The 18,737-nt window shown below is 65.9% G+C and carries 17 protein-coding genes; 6 read left to right on the top strand and 11 right to left on the bottom strand.

Annotated elements, in window-relative coordinates; translation table 11 throughout:
* Positions 1-58: 58 nt before the first annotated feature.
* Positions 59-895, bottom strand: coding sequence for a methyltransferase (locus GEV05_00545; protein ID MPZ41896.1), 837 nt, complete (start codon positions 893-895; stop codon positions 59-61).
* A gap of 291 nt (positions 896-1,186) precedes the next feature.
* Between GEV05_00545 and GEV05_00540 the strand changes: the two genes are divergently transcribed.
* The 3 genes from GEV05_00540 (at position 1,187) to GEV05_00530 (ending at position 4,527) form a co-directional block, all read left to right on the top strand.
* The gene (locus tag GEV05_00540; protein ID MPZ41895.1) at positions 1,187-2,005 is read left to right on the top strand and encodes an SDR family oxidoreductase; all 819 of its coding nucleotides are present in this window, start codon (positions 1,187-1,189) and stop codon (positions 2,003-2,005) included.
* 123 nt (positions 2,006-2,128) lie between these two features.
* Entirely contained in the window at positions 2,129-3,388 is a 1,260-nt protein-coding gene (locus tag GEV05_00535; protein MPZ41894.1) for a CoA transferase, read from the top strand.
* Positions 3,355-4,527 carry an amidohydrolase family protein gene (locus GEV05_00530; GenBank protein ID MPZ41893.1) on the top strand — a complete coding sequence of 391 codons (1,173 nt, stop codon included), beginning with the start codon at positions 3,355-3,357 and terminating at the stop codon, positions 4,525-4,527. The genes GEV05_00535 and GEV05_00530 overlap by 34 nt, the downstream gene beginning before the upstream one ends.
* A gap of 153 nt (positions 4,528-4,680) precedes the next feature.
* Here GEV05_00530 and GEV05_00525 read toward each other — a convergent pair whose 3' ends face one another.
* The 4 genes from GEV05_00525 to GEV05_00510 all read right to left on the bottom strand — a co-directional run bounded on the left by GEV05_00525 (position 4,681) and on the right by GEV05_00510 (position 8,885).
* Complete coding sequence (locus GEV05_00525) at positions 4,681-5,649, bottom strand: tripartite tricarboxylate transporter substrate binding protein (GenBank protein ID MPZ41892.1); 969 nt, start codon at positions 5,647-5,649, stop codon at positions 4,681-4,683.
* 190 nt (positions 5,650-5,839) lie between these two features.
* Positions 5,840-6,751 carry an SMP-30/gluconolactonase/LRE family protein gene (locus tag GEV05_00520; GenBank protein ID MPZ41891.1) on the bottom strand — a complete coding sequence of 304 codons (912 nt, stop codon included), beginning with the start codon at positions 6,749-6,751 and terminating at the stop codon, positions 5,840-5,842.
* 76 nt (positions 6,752-6,827) lie between these two features.
* Positions 6,828-7,853: a tripartite tricarboxylate transporter substrate binding protein gene (locus GEV05_00515; protein MPZ41890.1), complete on the bottom strand. Its 1,026-nt coding sequence runs from the start codon at positions 7,851-7,853 to the stop codon at positions 6,828-6,830.
* A 102-nt stretch (positions 7,854-7,955) separates the two neighbouring features.
* Positions 7,956-8,885 (bottom strand): LLM class flavin-dependent oxidoreductase, encoded by a 930-nt coding sequence (locus tag GEV05_00510; protein ID MPZ41889.1) that lies wholly within the window; start codon positions 8,883-8,885, stop codon positions 7,956-7,958.
* Positions 8,886-9,141: 256 nt separating this feature from the next.
* Here GEV05_00510 and GEV05_00505 point away from each other — a divergent pair, with 256 nt between their 5' ends.
* Positions 9,142-9,291 (top strand): entericidin A/B family lipoprotein, encoded by a 150-nt coding sequence (locus tag GEV05_00505; GenBank protein ID MPZ41888.1) that lies wholly within the window; start codon positions 9,142-9,144, stop codon positions 9,289-9,291.
* Positions 9,292-10,149, top strand: coding sequence for a TIGR03619 family F420-dependent LLM class oxidoreductase (locus GEV05_00500; GenBank protein ID MPZ41887.1), 858 nt, complete (start codon positions 9,292-9,294; stop codon positions 10,147-10,149). It begins immediately after the preceding gene.
* Positions 10,150-10,152: 3 nt separating this feature from the next.
* Here GEV05_00500 and GEV05_00495 read toward each other — a convergent pair whose 3' ends face one another.
* A complete protein-coding gene (locus GEV05_00495) occupies positions 10,153-11,544 on the bottom strand; it encodes an MFS transporter (protein ID MPZ41886.1) in 1,392 nt (463 codons plus the stop codon).
* 165 nt (positions 11,545-11,709) lie between these two features.
* Positions 11,710-12,099 (bottom strand): glyoxalase, encoded by a 390-nt coding sequence (locus tag GEV05_00490; protein ID MPZ41885.1) that lies wholly within the window; start codon positions 12,097-12,099, stop codon positions 11,710-11,712.
* Positions 12,100-12,216: 117 nt separating this feature from the next.
* On the opposite strand from GEV05_00490, the gene GEV05_00485 reads away from it, so the two are divergent.
* Positions 12,217-13,092, top strand: a complete 876-nt coding sequence (locus tag GEV05_00485; protein ID MPZ41884.1) for an alpha/beta hydrolase fold domain-containing protein — start codon at positions 12,217-12,219, stop codon at positions 13,090-13,092.
* Between the two features lie 110 nt (positions 13,093-13,202).
* Here the strand turns inward: GEV05_00485 and GEV05_00480 are convergent, their stop codons facing one another.
* The 4 genes from GEV05_00480 to GEV05_00465 all read right to left on the bottom strand — a co-directional run bounded on the left by GEV05_00480 (position 13,203) and on the right by GEV05_00465 (position 18,721).
* Positions 13,203-14,156 carry a tripartite tricarboxylate transporter substrate binding protein gene (locus GEV05_00480; protein ID MPZ41883.1) on the bottom strand — a complete coding sequence of 318 codons (954 nt, stop codon included), beginning with the start codon at positions 14,154-14,156 and terminating at the stop codon, positions 13,203-13,205.
* 179 nt (positions 14,157-14,335) lie between these two features.
* The gene (locus GEV05_00475) at positions 14,336-15,304 is read right to left on the bottom strand and encodes a tripartite tricarboxylate transporter substrate binding protein (protein MPZ41882.1); all 969 of its coding nucleotides are present in this window, start codon (positions 15,302-15,304) and stop codon (positions 14,336-14,338) included.
* Between the two features lie 720 nt (positions 15,305-16,024).
* Complete coding sequence (locus tag GEV05_00470) at positions 16,025-17,431, bottom strand: FAD-dependent oxidoreductase (protein ID MPZ41881.1); 1,407 nt, start codon at positions 17,429-17,431, stop codon at positions 16,025-16,027.
* Positions 17,432-17,644: 213 nt separating this feature from the next.
* Complete coding sequence (locus tag GEV05_00465; GenBank protein ID MPZ41880.1) at positions 17,645-18,721, bottom strand: hypothetical protein; 1,077 nt, start codon at positions 18,719-18,721, stop codon at positions 17,645-17,647.
* Positions 18,722-18,737 lie beyond the last annotated feature (16 nt).

Raw genomic sequence — 18,737 nt, 5'->3', positions numbered from 1 at the left:
TCGACCACCCCGTCCGCGACATCGTCGCGTCCCGCCCTCCTTCGTAAGGGGGAAATGATCAGTCGAAGAACGCGAACGTGCGCGTTTCGATGCTCTCGCGCGCCGGTGCGTTCGGCGGCGAGGTCGGGTCGTCGAACGAGCTGTGCGCGGTGAAGCGCGACGGCTTGGTCGCATCCGAATCGAACACCTTGAACATCAGCGCCTCGTTGCGCGTCATCTGCGGAAAATAGAACCACTGGTGCGCGGGATTGTGGGCGATGTGATAGACCTCGCCGGTGCGGTCCTTGTAGCGGCGCTGCATGAGTATGAAGCCCTGCTGCGGAATGCTGCGGCCATCACAGATGCCCAGCGGATCGACCAGCACGGGGCCGCGAATCGGCCGCCACACCTGGATGATCGCCCAGCGCTTGCGGAAGCGGCGCTGCGCCTCTTCGTCGCCGACGATGTCGCGCAGCCGGCGCGGCGCCGACTTTTCGGTGTAGTCGTTGTGTACGCCCTTCACAGGCGGGCGGGCATTCGCGGCCTTCTGGCCTGCCTCGTCGCCGATGCGGATGGTGTGGTCGAAGACGAGGACCTCGGAGGCACCGGAGTGTTTCCTGATCAGGGCCTGCACCTCGGCGTCGTACACCCGCGCGCGCTCCGCCTCGTCGGTGAAGCCTTGCACCTGCGTGGCATGGTCGGCGAAAACGAATCCGTGTGTGTCCAGCTCGAACGTGTCCTTCAGCGGCCTGCCGTTTCGCACCACCATCTCGAACTGGCGGTACTGCGGCGGCACCGCCATGTGCTCCATCTCCGGCCAGTCGATGTAGCGCACATAGGGCACGCCGATGTCGGCGACGTAGTTGAATTGAGCGCGGATGGTGTCCGCAGCCGGTTTCTCGAGGACGGTATCCATGGGGCGTCTCCGGCGGTAGAAAAGCGTTTCGCATCATAGCCCATTCTCGCCGGACGCAATGCGACACGCGCAAGCCCAGCGGCCGGCGTCGGCCGATAGCCGATGACAGCCTCGGTTCGGGAAAACCGTACCGGGATTACTCGCTACCGGCGGCCGGCGTGGGCCGAGAGCCGATGACAGCGCCGCACCCGCGCTATCGGTCCGCGAGGACAGAATCTATGATATGACGCCATAGAGCGGCGCGCAGGCACGGCGGCGCATTCAACCCCACACCTTGCGGAGGAACAAGCCATGGATCTCGGCCTTAAGGACAAGCACGCGATCGTCACGGGAGGCAGCCAGGGCATCGGCAAGGCCATTGCGAGAGTGCTCGCAGCCGAAGGTGCGGATGTGGCGATCGTGGCCAGACGCAAGGAGCCGCTGGAGGCCGCGGCACGCGAATTGAGCACCGAAACCGGTCGCCGGGTGATCGCGCTGCCCGCCGACGTCACCAGCAAGGAGCAGGTGGAAGCCATGGTGGCGCGGGCAGCGGACCAGTTGGGCGGGCTTCACATCCTGGTGAACAGCGGCTCGGCGCCCGGCGGGTCCACCAACGCCACCGGCCCGATCGAAACGGTGGTCGACGAGGAGCTGCTGAACGACTTCAACGTCAAATACGTCGGCGCCTTGCGTTGCGCGCGCGCAATCATCCCGCATCTCAAGGCGCAAGGGTGGGGCCGCATCGTCAACGTCAGCGGCACCAATGCGCGCACCGCGGGCAACCTGAGCGGCGGCGCGCGCAACGCCTCGCTGGTGCACCTGACGAAAACGCTGGCCGTGCAGATCGGCCGCAGCGGCATTACCGTCAATTGCATCCACCCCGGCATCACCCGAACCGAACGCACGCCGCGCCTGCTGGCCGCGCGCGCGGCCGAGCTGGGTGTCACGCCGGAGGAAGCGGAGCGGCGCGCCTACGCCCCCGATTCTCCGCGCGGCAACGCGATCGGGCGCATGGTCGACGCCTCCGAAGTGGCCTATGTGGCCGCGTTTCTCGCCTCGGACAAGGCCTGGGCGATCAACGGCGAATTGGTGGTTGCCACCGGCGGCGCCGGACAATCGGTGTATTACTAGGTGAATTGTAAATTCGTCGTATATCGTCATTCCCGCGCAAGCGGGAATCCAGAAGGGGACTCCGCCTGGACCCCCGCGTTCGCGGGGGTGACGAACTTCTGACTCAGGACGCTAGCGTATACGATGCATTCCACCCCCTCACCCCACCGGAGTTCCGCTCTCGCCGGCCTGCGGGTGCTCGACCTCGCGCGCGTGCTCGCCGGACCCACCTGCGCTCAGATCCTTGCCGACCTGGGCGCCGACGTGGTGAAGATCGAGCGGCCCGGCAGCGGCGACGACACCCGGTTATGGGGACCGCCGTGGCTGCCGGACGCCAGCGGCGATCCGACCGGAGATTCCACCTACTTCAGCAGCGCCAACCGCAACAAGCGCTCGATCGCGATCGACCTCGCCTGCGATGCGGGCGTTGCGCTCGTGCGCCGGCTCGCCGAACGCGCGGACGTGCTGATCGAAAACTACAAGGTCGGCGATCTTGCACGCCGCGGGCTCGACTACGACACGCTGTCGCGAATCAACCCGCGGCTCGTCTACTGCTCGATCACCGGCTTCGGCCAGACCGGTCCGCTGAAGGAGCGCCCCGGCTACGACTACATCTTTCAGGCGGTCGGCGGGCTCATGAGTATGACCGGCCATCCAGACGAAGTCTCGGGCGGCGGCCCGATGAAGCTCGGCGCCTCCATCGTCGATCTCTCGACCGGACTCTACGCCGGCATCGCGATCCTGGCGGCACTGCGCGAACGCGATGCGAGCGGGCTGGGGCAATGCATCGACATGGCGCTGTTCGACTCGGTGGCGGCGCTGTGCGCGCACCAGGCGGCGAGCTTTTTCCAGACCGGGCGCGTGCCCCAGCGAACGGGCAACTCGTCCGCCGGCATCATGGTGCCCTACGAGACATTCAAGTGCGCCGACGGTCACCTGGTGGTGGCCGTGGGCAACAACTCGCAATGGCGCTCGCTGTGCACGGCGCTCGAGCGCGCAGATCTTGCGACCGATCCCCGGCTGCAAACGCCTTCGGGGCGCTCGATCAACAAGCCTTGGATCATCGAGCAGCTGGCGCCGAGCTTTGCGGCGCGCACGGTGGCCGATCTGCAGGCGAAGCTGGACGCATCCGGCGTCGCCAACGGCCCGATCAACGACCTGGCGCAGGTGTTCGCGATGCCGCAGGCCGAACATCGGCGGCTGAAGGTCAGTGTGCCGCGCTCCGATGGCGTCCCGGTCGCCGGGGTCGGCAATCCGATTCGTTTGAGCGCCACACCGGTTCAGTACCACTCGGCCGCGCCCCGGCTGGGCGAGCACACCGATGCCGTGCTTGCCGATTGGCTCGGCGCTGCTTCGCGCGAGCTCGACCAATGGCGCGCGGCAGGCGCTTTCGGTTCCACGTAAAGAATTCGGCACGCCTTGCCTTGCGAGGCGTGCGCCGCATGCGCAACGAGAGGAGTTTTCACATGTCCGAACTGGCCTACCCATCGATCGAAGAACGTCCCGGCGAAACCAGCTCACGCCCCTACCGCCGGGTAATCGATGCGCACGTGCACTGGTATCCGCAGGAATTCGTCGACCTCATGGTGCGCAAAGGAGCCGCGCATGGCGCCGTCATGGGCGAAGACGCCAAGGGCAACCCGGTCGTCGTCTCGGTGCCCGGCTGCACGCAGAAGTCGAACATGCGCAAGACCATGACCAACCTCGAGGACATCATCGCGGACATGGACAGGCGCAAGGTCGACACCTATGCGCTGTCGATGACCAACCCGCTGGTGTACTGGGCGCCGGCGGGATTCGGGCTCGAGCTCGCTGCGGCTCACAACGATGCCTGCGTGGAAGCGCATCGCAAGCATCCGGACCGTTTCTACGGCTGCATCGTCCTGCCGATGCAGGATTTGCGTCTCGCAGCGCAGGAGCTGGAGCGCATGGCGAAGCACCCGTGCATGCGCGCGGTCTTCATCGCCGAGCACATCGAGGGCAAGAACCTGCACGAGCGCGAGTTCTGGCCGATCTACGAGCGGGCGGAAGCGCTCGGCCTGCCGCTCTTCCTCACCAACCTGTATCCGACCGGCGCCGAGCGCATGCAGGACTTCTTCATGCTGAACACGCTCGGCAATCCGCAGGAAGCGGGCTATGCGGCCGTCAGTCTCGTCTGCGGCGGCGTGCTCGACGCGTTTCCAAAGCTCGAAGTCTTCCTGCCGCACGCCGGCGGCACGTTTCCCTGGCTGGTCGGCCGGCTCGATCTCGGCATCGCGGTGAGCCCGGAGCTCAAGCACATGAAAAAGCCGGCGAGCGAGTATTTGCGCCGCTTCCACTACGATCTGATTACGCATCATCCGCAAATCATGCGCAACCTGATCGATCTGGTCGGCGCCGATCGGATCGTCGCAGGTACCGATTTCCCGCAAGCGATGTCGGTCAAGCAGCCGGTCGATTTCGTCGAGGCGATCCCGGGGCTCACGCACCGGGAGCGTGAGATGATTCTTTGCGACAACCCGGCGCGGCTATTGCGGATCGAAACAACGCAGCCACGATCCTGAGCATCCGCAAGACGAGCAAGGATCAGCACCATCGCGCCACGGCCGACTCGTGCCTCGTTGGTCATTCCCTCGGTACGAGTCTATCGATAGCCCCGACGGTCCAAGCGTCAGCTTCCGCATCTCGCGCGAGCCAAGCGGACGTCCACCAAACCTTCAGTTGATCGGTATCCCCGCCGCCTTCACGACCTTCGCCCACTTGGCCACTTCGGCCCGCAGATACTTGCCGAGCTCCTCTGGCGTGGAGGAACCGGCATTCACGCCGGTGCGAGCTAGCTTCTCGCGCATGCCGGGTTCGGCCATCGCCTCGACAATCTCCTGGTTGAGCCGGGTGATGATTGCCTTCGGCGTGCCGGACGGCGCGTACATGGCGAACCAGATGGTGAATTCATAGCCCGGCACGCCGGACTCGGCCACGGTCGGAACGTCCGGCACGGTGGGCTCGCGCGTCGCGCCCGTCACCGCCAGAATGCGCAGCTTTCCCGCCTTGAGGTGCGGGACGGCGGTCGGGTAAGCGGGGATGGAGAGATCGACCTCGCCGGCGACGATGGCGATCAACGACGGGCCGCCGCCCTTGAACGGAACGTGATTGAACTTCGCGCCCGAGGTATTTTCCAGCAGAGCCAGCGCGAGGTGTGCCGCGCTGCCGACTCCTGCCGAGCTGGCATTGAGCTTCCCCGGCTGCTTCTTCGCCAGCGCGATCAGCTCCTGCATGGTCTTCGCCGGCAAGGCATTGGTGACCACGACCGCGCCCGGCGTCTCGCCGATCCGCGAAATCGGCGCCAGGTCCTGGAGCGCGTTGTACGGCTTCTTCGAGTACAGCGTCTCATTGACGGCAAGACCCACGTGCGACACCAGCAGCGTATATCCGTCGGGTGCCGCCCGGGCACCCAGAGCGGCGCCGAGCGATCCGCCTGCGCCGCCGCGATTGTCGATGACGACCGTCGTCCCCAAGCCTTCGCCGAGGCGTTGTCCGACCACTCGGCCCAACAGATCGCTGGTACCGCCGGGCGAAAACGGAACGATCAACCGGATCGGCCGCTCCGGATACTTCTGCGCCTGTGCACCGGCCACAGCTAACAGGCCGGTTGCAATAATCAGGGTGGAAACAGCAGCACGCTTCATTCATTTCTCCTCGTTGGTGTGTGGATTGCAAGCACTACGACGACGCGCGCGACGCATGCCGCCGTCGGGCGCAACAGCGACGCCATGCGACGGTGGATCACACTTTACTGCATCATGCGCGGGTTTCTCATCTGGACGCGGCCCATCGGACGCGGCCCATCCGCGGGACGCTTCGTGAAACGCCGGCCTCTCACTCGAAGGCGAGCTTCAGCCCCGGCTCGGGCCACTGCATCCTGGCGAGCTTTCCGCCGTCGGACAAGGTGACATACGCGGTTCGCAGGTCCGCACCGCCGAAGCAGATGTTGGTGGGATAGCAGTCCGGCATCTCGACGGCTCGCACGATCTCCCCGGCCGGGGAGATCTCGGTGATATGGCCGGTCATCAAGGTGGCGACCGCGATGTTGCCGCTCGCCATCACCGCGAGAGAGTCGAAGCGCGCGTTGCCCGGCAGGCCGGCGAGTACCCGTCCGCTATGCGGCGCAAACTGCGCCTTCGGCGCGAGCCGCCCGGGCCCCTCAACCGCGAACGCCCACAGCCTTGCGCCTTCGGTGTCGGCGACGTAAAGCGTGCTTTCGTCCGGCGACAAGCCGCAACCATTGGGCGTGAGCATCGGATAGGCAACCTCAACGACCTTCGATCCATCGGCCAGCGCGTAATAGACTCCGCCGTTGTCGCGATGGCGCGTGTGGCGCTTGCCCATGTCGGTGAAGTAGAACCCGCCGTGCCGATCGAACACGAGATCGTTCGGCGCCGACAGCGGCCGCCCGTTCACCTCTTGGTAGAGCAGCGTGGCCTCGCCCGTGTTCGGATCGATGCGCTGGATGCAGCCATGCCGATAGTCGGGGTGCGGCCCGAGGCCCATCGAGTGGCCTTCGACATAGCGGTTGCCGCCGTTGTTGCACAGGTAGAAAAAGCCGTCGGGACCGACGGCAAGCCCGTTCGGCCCACCCCCGCATGCGGAGAAAACACTCAGCTTGCCCTCGGCGGTGACGCGCGAGCAGCGCGCGTTGCGCAGCTCCGTGAACACCACCGAGCCATCCGCGCATGCGACCGGACCTTCCGGAAAACCGAGTCCGGTCGCAAGAATGGTGACGTCGACCATGTCTGCATCCTCCTGTATGGATCGGCCGAAGTGTGCGAGATGCGGCCGACCCGCGCAAGCCGATGCAAGATCGACGCTACTTGCCCGCTCGCGGCAGCTTGGCCTCGATCGCGACCTGAGTCCACTTGCGGATCTCGGCCGGGATGATCTTGCGCATCTCGTCCGGCGTCTTGATGTCGACCACCGCACCCATGTTGGTCATCTTCGTGCGCATCTCGGGCGAGGTGAAAAAGCGCGCGATCTCGTTGTGCAGCTTCATCACGATCGGCCGCGGGGTGCCGGCGGGGACCGCAATCGAATACCAGTTGGAGGCGTCATAGCCCTTGATCCCGACCTCGTCGAGCGTCGGCAGGTCGGGCAGCATCTCGGCGCGCTTGAGCGTGCCGACCGCGAGACCTCTGAGCTTGCCCGCGCGCAGGTGCGGGAGCGCCGGCACGCTGACCGCGAAGCCGGCGTGCACCTGCCCGCCCATCACGTCCATCATGGCCGGAAATCCGCCCTTGTAAAGCACGATGTTGAAGTCGCGCTTGGACAGGGTCTCGAACAGCGCCGTGGCGAAGTGCATGAACCCGCCTGAGCTCGACAGCACGATCGCCCCCGGCTTGCGCTGCGCTTCGGCCAGCAGGTCGTCGATCGATTTGACGTTGGGCATCATCGGGCCGACCGTCATGATGAGGAAGCTTTGCCCGATCTTGCAGACGAATTCGAGCGCCTTCACCGGATCGAACGGCAACTTGTACGTCACCGGGTTCATGGTGTAGGCCGACGATATGACGGCCAGGGTGTAGCCGTCGGGCGGCGCCTTGGCCACGAGGTCGGTGCCGGTGATGCCCTGATGGCCGGGACGATTGTCGGGCACGACGGTATGGCCGAAGACCTCGGTCAGGTGATTCGCCACCATGCGCGCCAGCACGTCGTTGGTCCCGCCCGGTGCAAAGGGAATGATCAGACGAACGGGTTTGGTGGGATATTCCTCTGCCGCAAAGACTGGCGGCGTCAGGCCATACAGGAAAACAGCCAGCAACAGGATGTGTCTCGTAAACATGTGGGCTCCAATATCGGTACGCATGATGGGTGCACTGTGAGGCGCGAAGACTGCCATGGTTGCGCTTGCCTGGGATGCTGTTAGCGAAGAAGCCAGGACGCGAGCATCGCGCCCTGGCTTCTGGGGCAGTAGGCTAGTTTCCCGGCCTGCTCGCGGCAATCAGTCGAAACACCTAGGCGCTTCTACGTACCTGCCGGGCAGGCGACGGCCCGGCGCAAGGCGCCGGGTATCCGGAATGCTGAATCGCCGGGCGCGTCGAAGCTGCGCGGAAGGCCCACGACCCGCTACATCTTCTCCATCACGGCGCGCGAGAACTTCTCCATCACTTCGTAGCGGCGCGCGAACGGCGGATGGAACGTGACCTGCTTCAGCCCCTGGCGATCGAGATCCTGCAGCCGCTCGATCAGCTCGGGCGGCTCGCCGATGATGCACAGGCCACGCACGACCTCCGGGGTGATGAAGCGCGCCTCGTCGGGATCGAGCGTGGCATAGTGGCTCGCATGCATCTTCAGGTGCGCGTCGCCGGCATCGCGGCTGCGGCGGAATGCAACGTAGTCGTTCCACACCGAACGCACATACGGCGGCGGCTCGTTGCCGCTCTCGCGCACCCAGTCCACGAGGTAGTGGAAGTTGGTCATGACGGCAGGGCCCACCTCGCCAATCACGCGCGGGGACGTGAGCGGCTCGCCCGGTTCGAGCATGAGCACGTTCACCAGCGCGGCAGTATGAAAGGCATCCGGCAAAGCTCGTCGGGCCTTCGCCGCGCCGCGGCGCACGTTCGCCATCACCTCGTCCATGGTGCCGCCGCGCGGCAGCGAAGTGCAGACCCCGTCGGCCAGTTCGCCTGCCAGTGGCATTGACGGTGGCAACACCGTTGGCCGCCTCGGGCGCGAGCCGCATCCCGCACACCGCCACCCCCGCCCCGACCTGGATCGTACGGGTTTGCAGCGCGACCGCCGCCAGAGTGGCGAACAGGTTGGACCGAATGAGCGGGCTGTCCGTGACCCAACAGCGCGCGAAACCGAGCCGCTCGCCGTGCTGCGCGTAATCCACTGCCGAAATATGACCCACGCTGACGCCGAACTCCATGGCTGCCCCTTCTGCACGCGACCTCGATGCCGTGGTCCTCGACGACCGCAGTGCCCCACTCCTGGCAGGGCGAGCTTAAGGCGCGGAGTGCTGTCGCGCAATGCGATGGCGGCGACGCAATGCCGGCGATGCCGCCGCCGGCGCGCGCCCTGCTCGCAGGAGGCGCGACCGTCGCCGCGGCGGTGTAAGATTCTCGTGCCCGCATCCGCACGATCTCGGCGCACGGGCTTAAGTCGCACTGAATGGGAGAACGACCTTGTTAGGAAAATTGTTCGTGGCACTGCTCCTGACGAGCCTGGCCGGCGTGCTGAGCGGCTGCAACACCATCGCCGGCGCAGGCAAGGATATCGAGCGCGGCGGCGAGGCGATCCGCGATGCGGCCAAGGATGTGCAACGGAAGATGTAGATGCGCCTGAACGCCATCTTCCCGACCCGCGACATCGGCACCGATCCGGCGCGGATCCGCGATTGGGCGCAAGCCGCGGAGGATCTCGGCTATGCGTACATCGAAATGCCCGACCACGTGTTCGGCGCGGCCGCCCGAGACGGCTGGACACCGACCTACGACGAGACGGATCCTTTCCACGAAACATTCGTGACGCTCGGCTTCCTCGCCGCGGTGACGAAAACGATTCGGCTTTCGACTGGCATTCTGATCGCGCCGCAGCGGCAAACGGGGCTGATCGCCAAGCAGGCCGCCGAGCTCGATCTGCTGAGCGGCGGACGGCTGCGGCTCGGCATCGGGGTGGGCTGGAACCACGTCGAATACGAGGCGCTCGGCACCGACTGGAAAACGCGCGGCGCGCGCCAGGCGGAGCAGATCGAGGTGATGCGCCGGCTGTGGAGCGGCGAGCTGGTCGATTTCAGCGGCCGTTTTCACGAGCTGCGCGGCGTCACGATCGTGCCGCCCCCGGTACAGCGGCCGATTCCGATCTGGCTGGGCGGCGCATCGGAAGCTGTCGTGCGGCGCGCGGCGCGACTCGCCGACGGCTGGATGCCCATCATTTCCCCCGATGCGCAGGCCGAGCAGAAGCTCGCGCTGCTGCGCGAGGAATTGAAGCGCCATGGGCGCGATGCAGACCGATTCGGCCTGGAAGGGTGGCTGCGCATGGCCGAGCCCGACCCCGAGCGCTGTGCCCGCGCGGCCGAGGGATGGCGCCGCCTGGGCGCGGACATGGTCATGCTCTATCCCACGTATCGCATGTCGCGATTCGATCAGCTGATCGAGACGCTGCGCCGGTTCAAGGAAGTGGCAAGCGGCTAGCGGCTAGCGGCGCTGCGAGCAACCGAGCAGGACCAGCACGACAAGAATTCCGCCTGCTCCGATGTAGACGTACACCAATGCAGCGGCAAACGCCTCGCTTGCCGCAGCCCCCGACGCAAGGTGGTTGCGCTCGATAGCTGCCACCACCGCGGTCAATGCCGTTGCGGCGGTTACCACTCCGGTCGTGCGCGTCACCATGGTCAAGCTGCCCGCCACGCCGCGAGCGCCGTGCGGTAACGTTGCCACGTTGACATCCGTGTAGCCCACCTGAAACAACCCGAGCCCGACTCCGTGCAACAGTACGGCCGTCAGTAACGCCGCAAGGGCTTGTGCCGAAACGGCCGTGCCGATCGCGATACTGCCGGCGCCGACGATCATTGCGCCCAGCAATGCGGTGCGCCGGGAACCAGTCCTGCGAGCGATCGGCACGGCGAGGGCCGAGCCGAGCAGCATTCCTGCAGGCGACAGTGCGATCACGGCACCGGTTGCTGCAGCCGTGTAGCCTTCGATCCGGGCGAGATAGTAGGGCAGCAGCAGCGGCACGGCGAAGGCCACGAAGTGCACGCAAACACTTGCAACGTTGGTCAATGCGAAGTCGGAATCGCGCATCGCCGCTAGAGGCAGCATCGGTTCCGGCGTGCGCCGTTGGTGCCGAGCGAACACTACGAGGACCCCGATTGCGGCGAGCCCGATCAAGACCGGGCTCCAACTCGAAGCGTCGATATTCACCGAGCTCACAGCGAGCAAGAGCGCTGCGATGCCGGTCGCGAGCAGCGTGGGGCCCCGCCAGTCGAACGTTCGCAAGGCGCGCGCCTTTTCCGGCTGCCGCATCGGCTTCAGGACAGGCAGCAACGCGAGCGCGAGAAGTGCGAGCGGAGCACGCAACCAGAACACGCCGCTCCATCCGAGCATCGTCATTGCAACCCCGCCCGCAAGGGGTGCAACGATGCCGGCGAACGCGTACAGACTCGAGTAAGCGCCGAGCGCCTTGGTGCGATCGCTGTCTTCGAACAGCAGCGTGGCGAGCGCGGGCGCACAACTCAAAGTCAGGGCCGTGCCGATCCCCTGCACGAGCCGCGCCGACAGCAGCCAGGTGTAGCTCGGCGCGACGGCGCACAGGACGAAAGCGACAAGGCTCAGGACGAGCCCCGCTGCGAAAACGCGCCGATGGCCGATGTGGTCGCCGAGATTGCCGAAAACCAGCATCAGGCTCGCATAGGTCAAGACGTAGCAGATCACCAGCCAGCGAATGGCGGGCATGTCCAGGGCGAAGGCGGCGGTGATCGCTGGAAACGCGACGTTGACCGCCAGGTCCATGGCGGCCAGCGATGCGCCAAGCCCCACGACGACGAGACCGGCAAGGGGATCGGCCGCTTTGGCCGCTCGCTCTGGCACGTGCGTCAGATCGAAGTTCGCACTGTGGGGCAGACCTCGCGGAGATCACCACCTGGGCCAAGCTCATCCGCGACTTGAAGCTCTAGCCCAACTTCCACAGCTGGGCTAGCTCCGAGCTTCCTGCAAAATCAAGCGCCGAGGCCAGGCGGCACAGAAATATCCGGACTACGCCGCGGCGTGCTCCGAAGGATCGAAGTCGAGCTCGACCTTGGCGTCGTTCGGATCGAAGAAAAACAGTTGCCAGGTTCCGTAATCGGGCAGCTGGCGCAGGTCGTACTCGATGCCGCGTGCCTTCAGCTTTTTAACCATCGCTGCGAGGTCGCGCCCGGTGAACGCCATGTGATCGATCACGCCCTTGACCAGCTCGGCCTTCGGCTTGTCCGCGATCACGTGCAGGATCGGATCCTTGCCGTCGCGCGCATACAACCAGGCGCCCGGAAACTTGAACGGCGGGCGCGCACCCGGATGCAGGTCGAGCAACTCGGCATAGAAGGCAAGCGTCCGATCGAGATTGTCGGTAAGGATGGTGAAATGGTTCATGGCCGTGGCGGACATGGCGACTCCTCTGAAGGACGGTGAAGGGGGCCTCTCGGCGCATTCTACTGCCGTCCGGGCCCGGCGCAGCAAGACCCGCAGTACAATGTCCTTCCACGCCAACCGGAGGGGAATGCCATGGCAACAACGTATGAATTCACCACCGAAGACATCGAGTACCTGCGCCATGGCTCGACGGCGCTGAAACTGCGGCTGTACAAGGCGCGCGGCACGGGGCCGTTTGCGGCCGTGATCGACCTGCACGGCGGCGCCTGGGGCAAGGGCAGTCTGGAAGAGTGCAAGGGGCGCGACGAAGTGCTGGCGCGATCCGGGCTCTTGGTCGCGGCCCTGGACTTTCGCGACGGCAACCACGGCTATCCGAGCGCGCTGGTCGACATCAACTATGCGATCCGCTGGCTCAAGGCCCGTGCGGCACAGCTGCAGACGCGCGCCGACCTGATCGGACTTTCCGGGCAGTCGAGCGGCGGCCATCTCGCGATGCTGGCGGCGATGCGGCCGGCCGATCCGCGCTATGCCGCCATCGCGCTGCCTGCCGGCTCGCCCGCGGTCGATGCCAGCGTGCGCTGCGTCGCCATGTCGTGGCCGGTCATCAATCCGCTGTCGCGCTATCGCAATGCGCTGCGCGGGCGCGAGGCCGGTGCAGCCTGGGTGGGCGACATCCCGGAACGCCAGGGCTCGTTCTGGAAGAACGACGACAACATGAGCGACGGCAATCCCGTGCTCATGCTCGAGCGCGGCGAAAAGGTCGTCACACCGCCCGCGCTGTGGCTGCAGGGCCGGCCCGACCCCGTGCACGATTACCGCGACCCGGAATCGCCCGTGGCGCTGAACGAGCCCGAACGATTCGCCGCCAACTATCGCAAGGCCGGCGGTTCCATCGGGCTCGTGTACATCGAGCAGGCTGCGCGCCAGAGCGCGGTTTCGTACGATGCGGTCGCCGCGTTCTTGCATGAGCACATGCCCGTGGAACGCGCTGCCGCCATGGCCAAGTAGACTGGGCAGGCCCTGCCGCGCGAGACCGGATCAAGGTCTCGGCGGCGGGTCAGTGGCGGCAGTGCACTCGGGGGCCTGGGCGATACGATGCCCGTGGCCGCGGCCGATGGTCATTCCGCTCGTATCCCGGCCGACTTGATGATGCCGCCATAGAGCTTGCGCTCGCGCCGAACCATGGCGACGAGCGCTTCGCCATTGCCGGCCACGATCTCGTTGCCGAGCCCAACGAGCTTGTCTTGAACTTCCTTCATGCGCAGGACGCGCAGGAACTCGCCCTCCAGCTTCGAGCGGATGTTCTCGGGCGTGCGGGCCGGCACGAAGATCCCCATCCAGGTCACCAATTCGAAGCCCGGATAGGTCTCGCCGATCCGCGGCACCCCCGGCAGTACGGACGAAGGTTTCGGCCCGGTCACCGCAACGGCACGCAGGCGCCCCGCGCGGATGTGCGCGAGCGGACCACTCACATTGCCGAACATGGTCGCGATCTGGCCCGACATGAGGTCGACGTAAGCCGGCGCGACACCCTTGTATGGGACATGCACCAGCTTCACCTTCGCCATCGACTGCAGCAGCTCCATCCCCAGGTGCGTGGTATTGCCGATACCGGCCGAACCGTAGTTGAGCTCGCCCGGATTCTTGCGTGCGAGCGCGACCCACTCCTGCAGCGAGCGCACGGGTAGCGACGGGTGCACCATCAGCACCATCTGCGCCGAAGTGAGCCACGCGACCGGCGAGAAATCGCGGATGGAGTCGTAGCCCAGGTTTGCCCGCAACTCCGGGTTGATCGACATCGGCCCGGTATTGCCGATCAGCATGGTGTAGCCGTCGGGCGCCGATTTCGCGACCGAGTCCGCGCCCACGCTGCCGCCCGCGCCCGAGCGGCTTTCCACGATGACGGTCTGGCCGAGCTGAAACTGCTGCGAGACGATGCGCGCGATGGCATCGACCGGCCCGCCTGCTGGATAGGGAACCACCAGGCGAATCGGTTTCGCCGGATAGTCCTGAGCTCCAGCGATTCCGCAGCATAGAAGTAACGCAGCCGACAACCGCCGTACTAGACGCATCGTCTCCTCCTCGCTATCGCGACAACTCCCCTATCGTCACGCCGTCGCGCGCGCGAGTCCAGGATTTTCGCTCACATCCCTATTGCCAAGGCGGAAGTGGCCGACAAGCCGCTTTCCGCAATACGCTCCCCGCTCCCTGCGTGAGGGAGCGAGCTTGCCAGTCATTTACCGAAAGCTCGCTAGATCACGCCAACCATCTTCATCAGCTTTTCGTAGCGGTCGTAGTCGGATTTCAGGCGTGCCGCGAATTGCTCAGGCGTCATGTACATCGGGTCGAGGGTCAGCTTGGACAGCTTCTCCTTTATCTCGGGATCCGCCAACACCGCCTTCAGATCGGCGTTGAGCTTCTTGACGATGGCGGCGGGCGTTCCCTTGGGCGCGAAAGCGCCGACCCAGGCTGTAAAGTCGTAGCCGGGCACGGCTTCCGCGATCGCCGGCACGTCTGGAAATTGCTCGACGCGCTCCGAGGAGCTGACGCCGAGCGGGCGCAGCCTGCCCGATTTGATATGCGCGAACGCCGATGCGATCGTGGCGATCGAGGTCTGCACTTCGCCGCCCACCAGGCTCACCAGCATCGGTCCGCCGCCCTTGTACGGTACGTGGATCATCTTGGTCTTGGTCATGGAGTTGAACAGCGCCATGCACAGGTGCAGGTAGCTGCCGTTGCCGGCCGAACCGTAGAGCACCTCGCCGGGTCGCTTGTGGGCGATCGCGATCAGCTCCTTGGTGGATTTGACCGGCATGGACGGGTGCACGAGCAGCATGGCCACCTGTCGCGCCAGGGACGTGAGCCCGGTGAAGCCGCCGAGCGTGTCGTAGGGCAGTTTCCCTTTGTACACGAACGCGTTTGCGATATGCGTGGTGGATTGCACCATCAGCGTATAGCCGTCGGCGGGACTCTTGGCGACCACCGCGGCGCCGAGGCTGCCCGCCGCGCCGCCGCGGTTGTCGACGATGAATTGCTGGCCGATGGTCTCCGTCATCTTCTGAAAGACGATACGGGCAGTCACGTCGTTCGATCCGCCGGGCGGAAAGACGACGATCACACGCACCGGTCTGGTCGGATAGTTCTGTGCCGTGGCCACCAGCGGCGCGCACGCGCAAATGCCAAGCAGCGCGGCGGCGCCGCTCCAAAGCTTTATTGCCATCGGGGTTTCTCCTCACAAGTGTTCGGCCGCCAGGGCGGCGACGTTTCGCATTATGGAGAACGAACCGGGGCAGTTCAAAGGTGAAACGCTTACGTGTTCGTGCAGCCGGTATATCGCGGATACCCTCTCCGAGCCACCCTTTGCGTCGCTGGATACACCATTCAAAGACGGATAGTTCATTAATCGGGACCCCTTGCTTATCCGCACCATGGCTGCAGACCCTTTCGGGCGAGCGCTGGTCACTCGTCAAGAGCGTCGCCAGGGCTGGCGCGAGCTCCGGATGCGAGGCACGAGCCTTGCGCGCCAGCGCAGTTGCCCGCGTGGGCACGAGTTCTCGACAAGGAGCAGTGATGACGTGGAAGACCAACGCGACCTTAGCCGCATTTGCAACAGCTGCCATTCTCGCCTTCCCGCACGGCCATGCGGAGCGACGCGCGACCCTACCGGTCGACCCACGACCCGACCCACGACCTTTTAACTCCGTGGAAAACTTGCCGAGTGACACGGGCTCGCAAACGACTTTGCCCTCGGGCGCCGTGACCGGGGCGGGGCAGCCGCAGGGAACGTTGCCCCAGCCCGACGACGGTGCCCCAGGCGGGGTCGAGCAACGCGCCCGGCGCGAGCGCTTGAGTGGGGTGGAAGTCGGTTTCGGGTCGCCACGCAACGACGATGGCTGGGGGCCACGATCGCCCCGCCGAAAAAACCAGCGCTGATTCGGCGTTACGGTCCTGTGCCGGCCGCGCTTCCAGGTGGAGCGTGCCGTCTGGCGGTCCGCGGGCCAGCTCTGCCTGTCGCTTCAAGCAAGGCACGTGCGGCCCGCGCACCGCTTTGCAACGCGCCGGCGACGGTACCCGTTTCACCTTCGTAATCCGCCGCCTCGCCGGCGAAGTACAACGTATCGAGCAGCGGCGTGGCCAACGCTTTGCGCGCGCCTCGCCCACCGACCCGCACATAAGAATACGCTCCGCGCGCATACGGATCGCCTTGCCAGTCGTGAACATAGCCGCCCTCGAAGTCGGTCGCGAAATCGACGCGCCCGCTGAATAGCACCCGCACGCTGTCGAGCGCTTCGCGGATGAGGGCCGGTGCTGCGCGATCCGACATGCCGCGGGCTCTCGGGCCGCCCGCCCACGCCACCAACACCGGCGCGCGAACCGGGAAGGAAGTCCAGAAGGTCGGGAACGCCGCTTCGGGCGCCTGGAAAAATCCCGCCCGGCGATAGCGCCCCGCCTCGAACGTTTCCCAGAATGGGCTGCGAAAGCGGAGGATGACCTTGAGCGCCGGCCCGGAAACGAGCGCTGCGAGCGCCGCACGCTTGCTGGCCAGCGACGGCGAGAAGCGCACGGCGCCCAGCGAGGAAGGCGTTCGCTGCAACACGCCGAGCGGAAGCGTGACGATCGCGACCTCCGCTTCTTCCCGAAACGGCTGCTCCAGGCAAGTGCCCTCGATGCGCACCTGCCCACGCTGCCACCGCACGGATTGCACGATGCTGTGCAGGCGCAGGCGAACGCCGCTCGCAACCAGATCGCTTGCGAGCGCGCCGAGCACGGCGCCATAGCCGCCGCGCGGGCGTAAGGTCACATCGTTGGACGTGCCCGCCCCGGTCCACTCTTCGATGATGGCGCGCGCGCTGACGCATCGCGGATCCGCGGCGTCGTAGCCTTCCACCATGCGCTGCGCCAGCGTGCGCGCATCGGCCGACAGCCGCTTGCCGAGATGATGCTCGATGTACTCGGCGAACGAGATGTCGGTTCGCGGCTTCCCGGCCTGCGCCATCGCCCGGCAGATCTGGTCGAACACCTGGGCCCGGTCGGTGGCTGCGAGCTCGCCGAGCTTGACGAACCAGCGGGTCCCGATGCGCTTGTCGGCGCGGATATCGAACGCACGCAGCAGCGACATCGTCACCGGCGGGCGCCCGTGGATGAACTCGGCGCCGTACTCGATCGGCACGGGGAGCCCCGGCTCGTGCCGCGTCCAGCAACGTCCGCCGATGCGATCGCGCGCTTCCAGAATCAAAACCGACAGTCCCGCGCGGGCGAGCACGCGGGCTGCAGACAGGCCGGCCGCACCGGCGCCGATGACGATCACGTCCATGGGGAAAGCATAACGCCGGGCGCGCGAGTCCACGTGGTAGACCTCTCAAGGCCGCATGCATGCTGGCGCCCGCGAGTGGGCCGCGCGACAATCCGATCGGTTCACGCTTCTCGAACGCTGGTCCGATCAGGCCGCGCTGGATGCGCATGCCAAGCTCAATCAGACCCGCCCACCCATGCCGCCCGGGCTACGGCTGGGTCCGGGGGAGCGCGAGGACTACGAATACAATCGCACGCGCCAATTGGCTCAACGCGCCAGCCGAATCGACTTGCCGGTACGCGCGGACTCCTCGATGGCGAGGGTGATCTCCAGCGTCTGCCGCGCCTCGCGCGCCGTTGCCATCGGGCAAGGCCGGTTGCGCGACAGATGGTCGAGCCAGACGCGCGATTCATCCGCGACCGGCCCCCAATAGTCGCCCAAATGCCAGTTGCCGGGTGTCGACGACGATAGGAACGCCGTCTGGAATTCCAGCCCCGGGATGTAGGCGTGCGGGATGCCCTTGTTGGTGACGAGCAGTTCGTCGGTGTGGTCGTCATTCAGGATCAAGGCGCCTTCCGAACCGTAGACCTCGATGCGCACCCCCATGCCGAGCTGCGGCGCATGCGCGGGCAGCGCGAAGTACACGCCGAGATTCACGACCGCGCCGTTTTCGTAGGTCACGAGCGCAAAGGTCGCATCGTTGACGTCGAAGCCGGCCGCGCGAAAGACCGTGCCGTGCCCGCGCGCGGTCACCTCGACCGGTCGAACGCCTTCGAGAAACCATCCGGCCACGTCGACCCAGTACGTCAGCACATCCACCACCGGCGTGGCGGTGGCCGAGCGCTTCAGGATCTCGATGCCTTGCGCACGCGTGTTGCAGGCGCGCCCGGTGAACGCCGTGATCTCGCCGATGCGCCCCTCCAGGATCTGGTCCTTGGCCGAGAGGTACCGGCGCTTGAAGCGCTGCGCATACCCGACGCGGATCGGCGTTCCCGTAGTCTCGGACTTCTCGATGATGCGGTCTGCATCTTCGAGCGTGAGCGCGATCGGCTTCTCCACCAGCACCGGCTTCCCCAGCTCGAGCGCCTGCATCACCGGCTCGAGGTGCTCGTGCTCGCTGGTGGAGACGATAACCGCGTTGACGCGCGGATGCGAGATCACCTCGTAGTTGCTGCCCGAGGCGAAGTCCGCGCCGGCCGTCTTCGCCACCCGGCTCGCGCGCTCGGCATCGAGATCCGAGACGGCAAGAAACTTCACCGCCGGATGCGCCGCCGCCAATCGTGCCCGGAGCGATCCGATGCGGCCGGTCCCAACCACCGCGATGCCCAGTTCGCGCGTCTCCATGCTCGTTCTCCGAAGC

This window comes from Betaproteobacteria bacterium (assembly GCA_009377585.1).
Lineage (GTDB): Bacteria > Pseudomonadota > Gammaproteobacteria > Burkholderiales > WYBJ01 > WYBJ01.
Note: the sequence above shows the minus strand (reverse complement) of the source record. Positions and strands in the feature narration are given on the sequence as shown.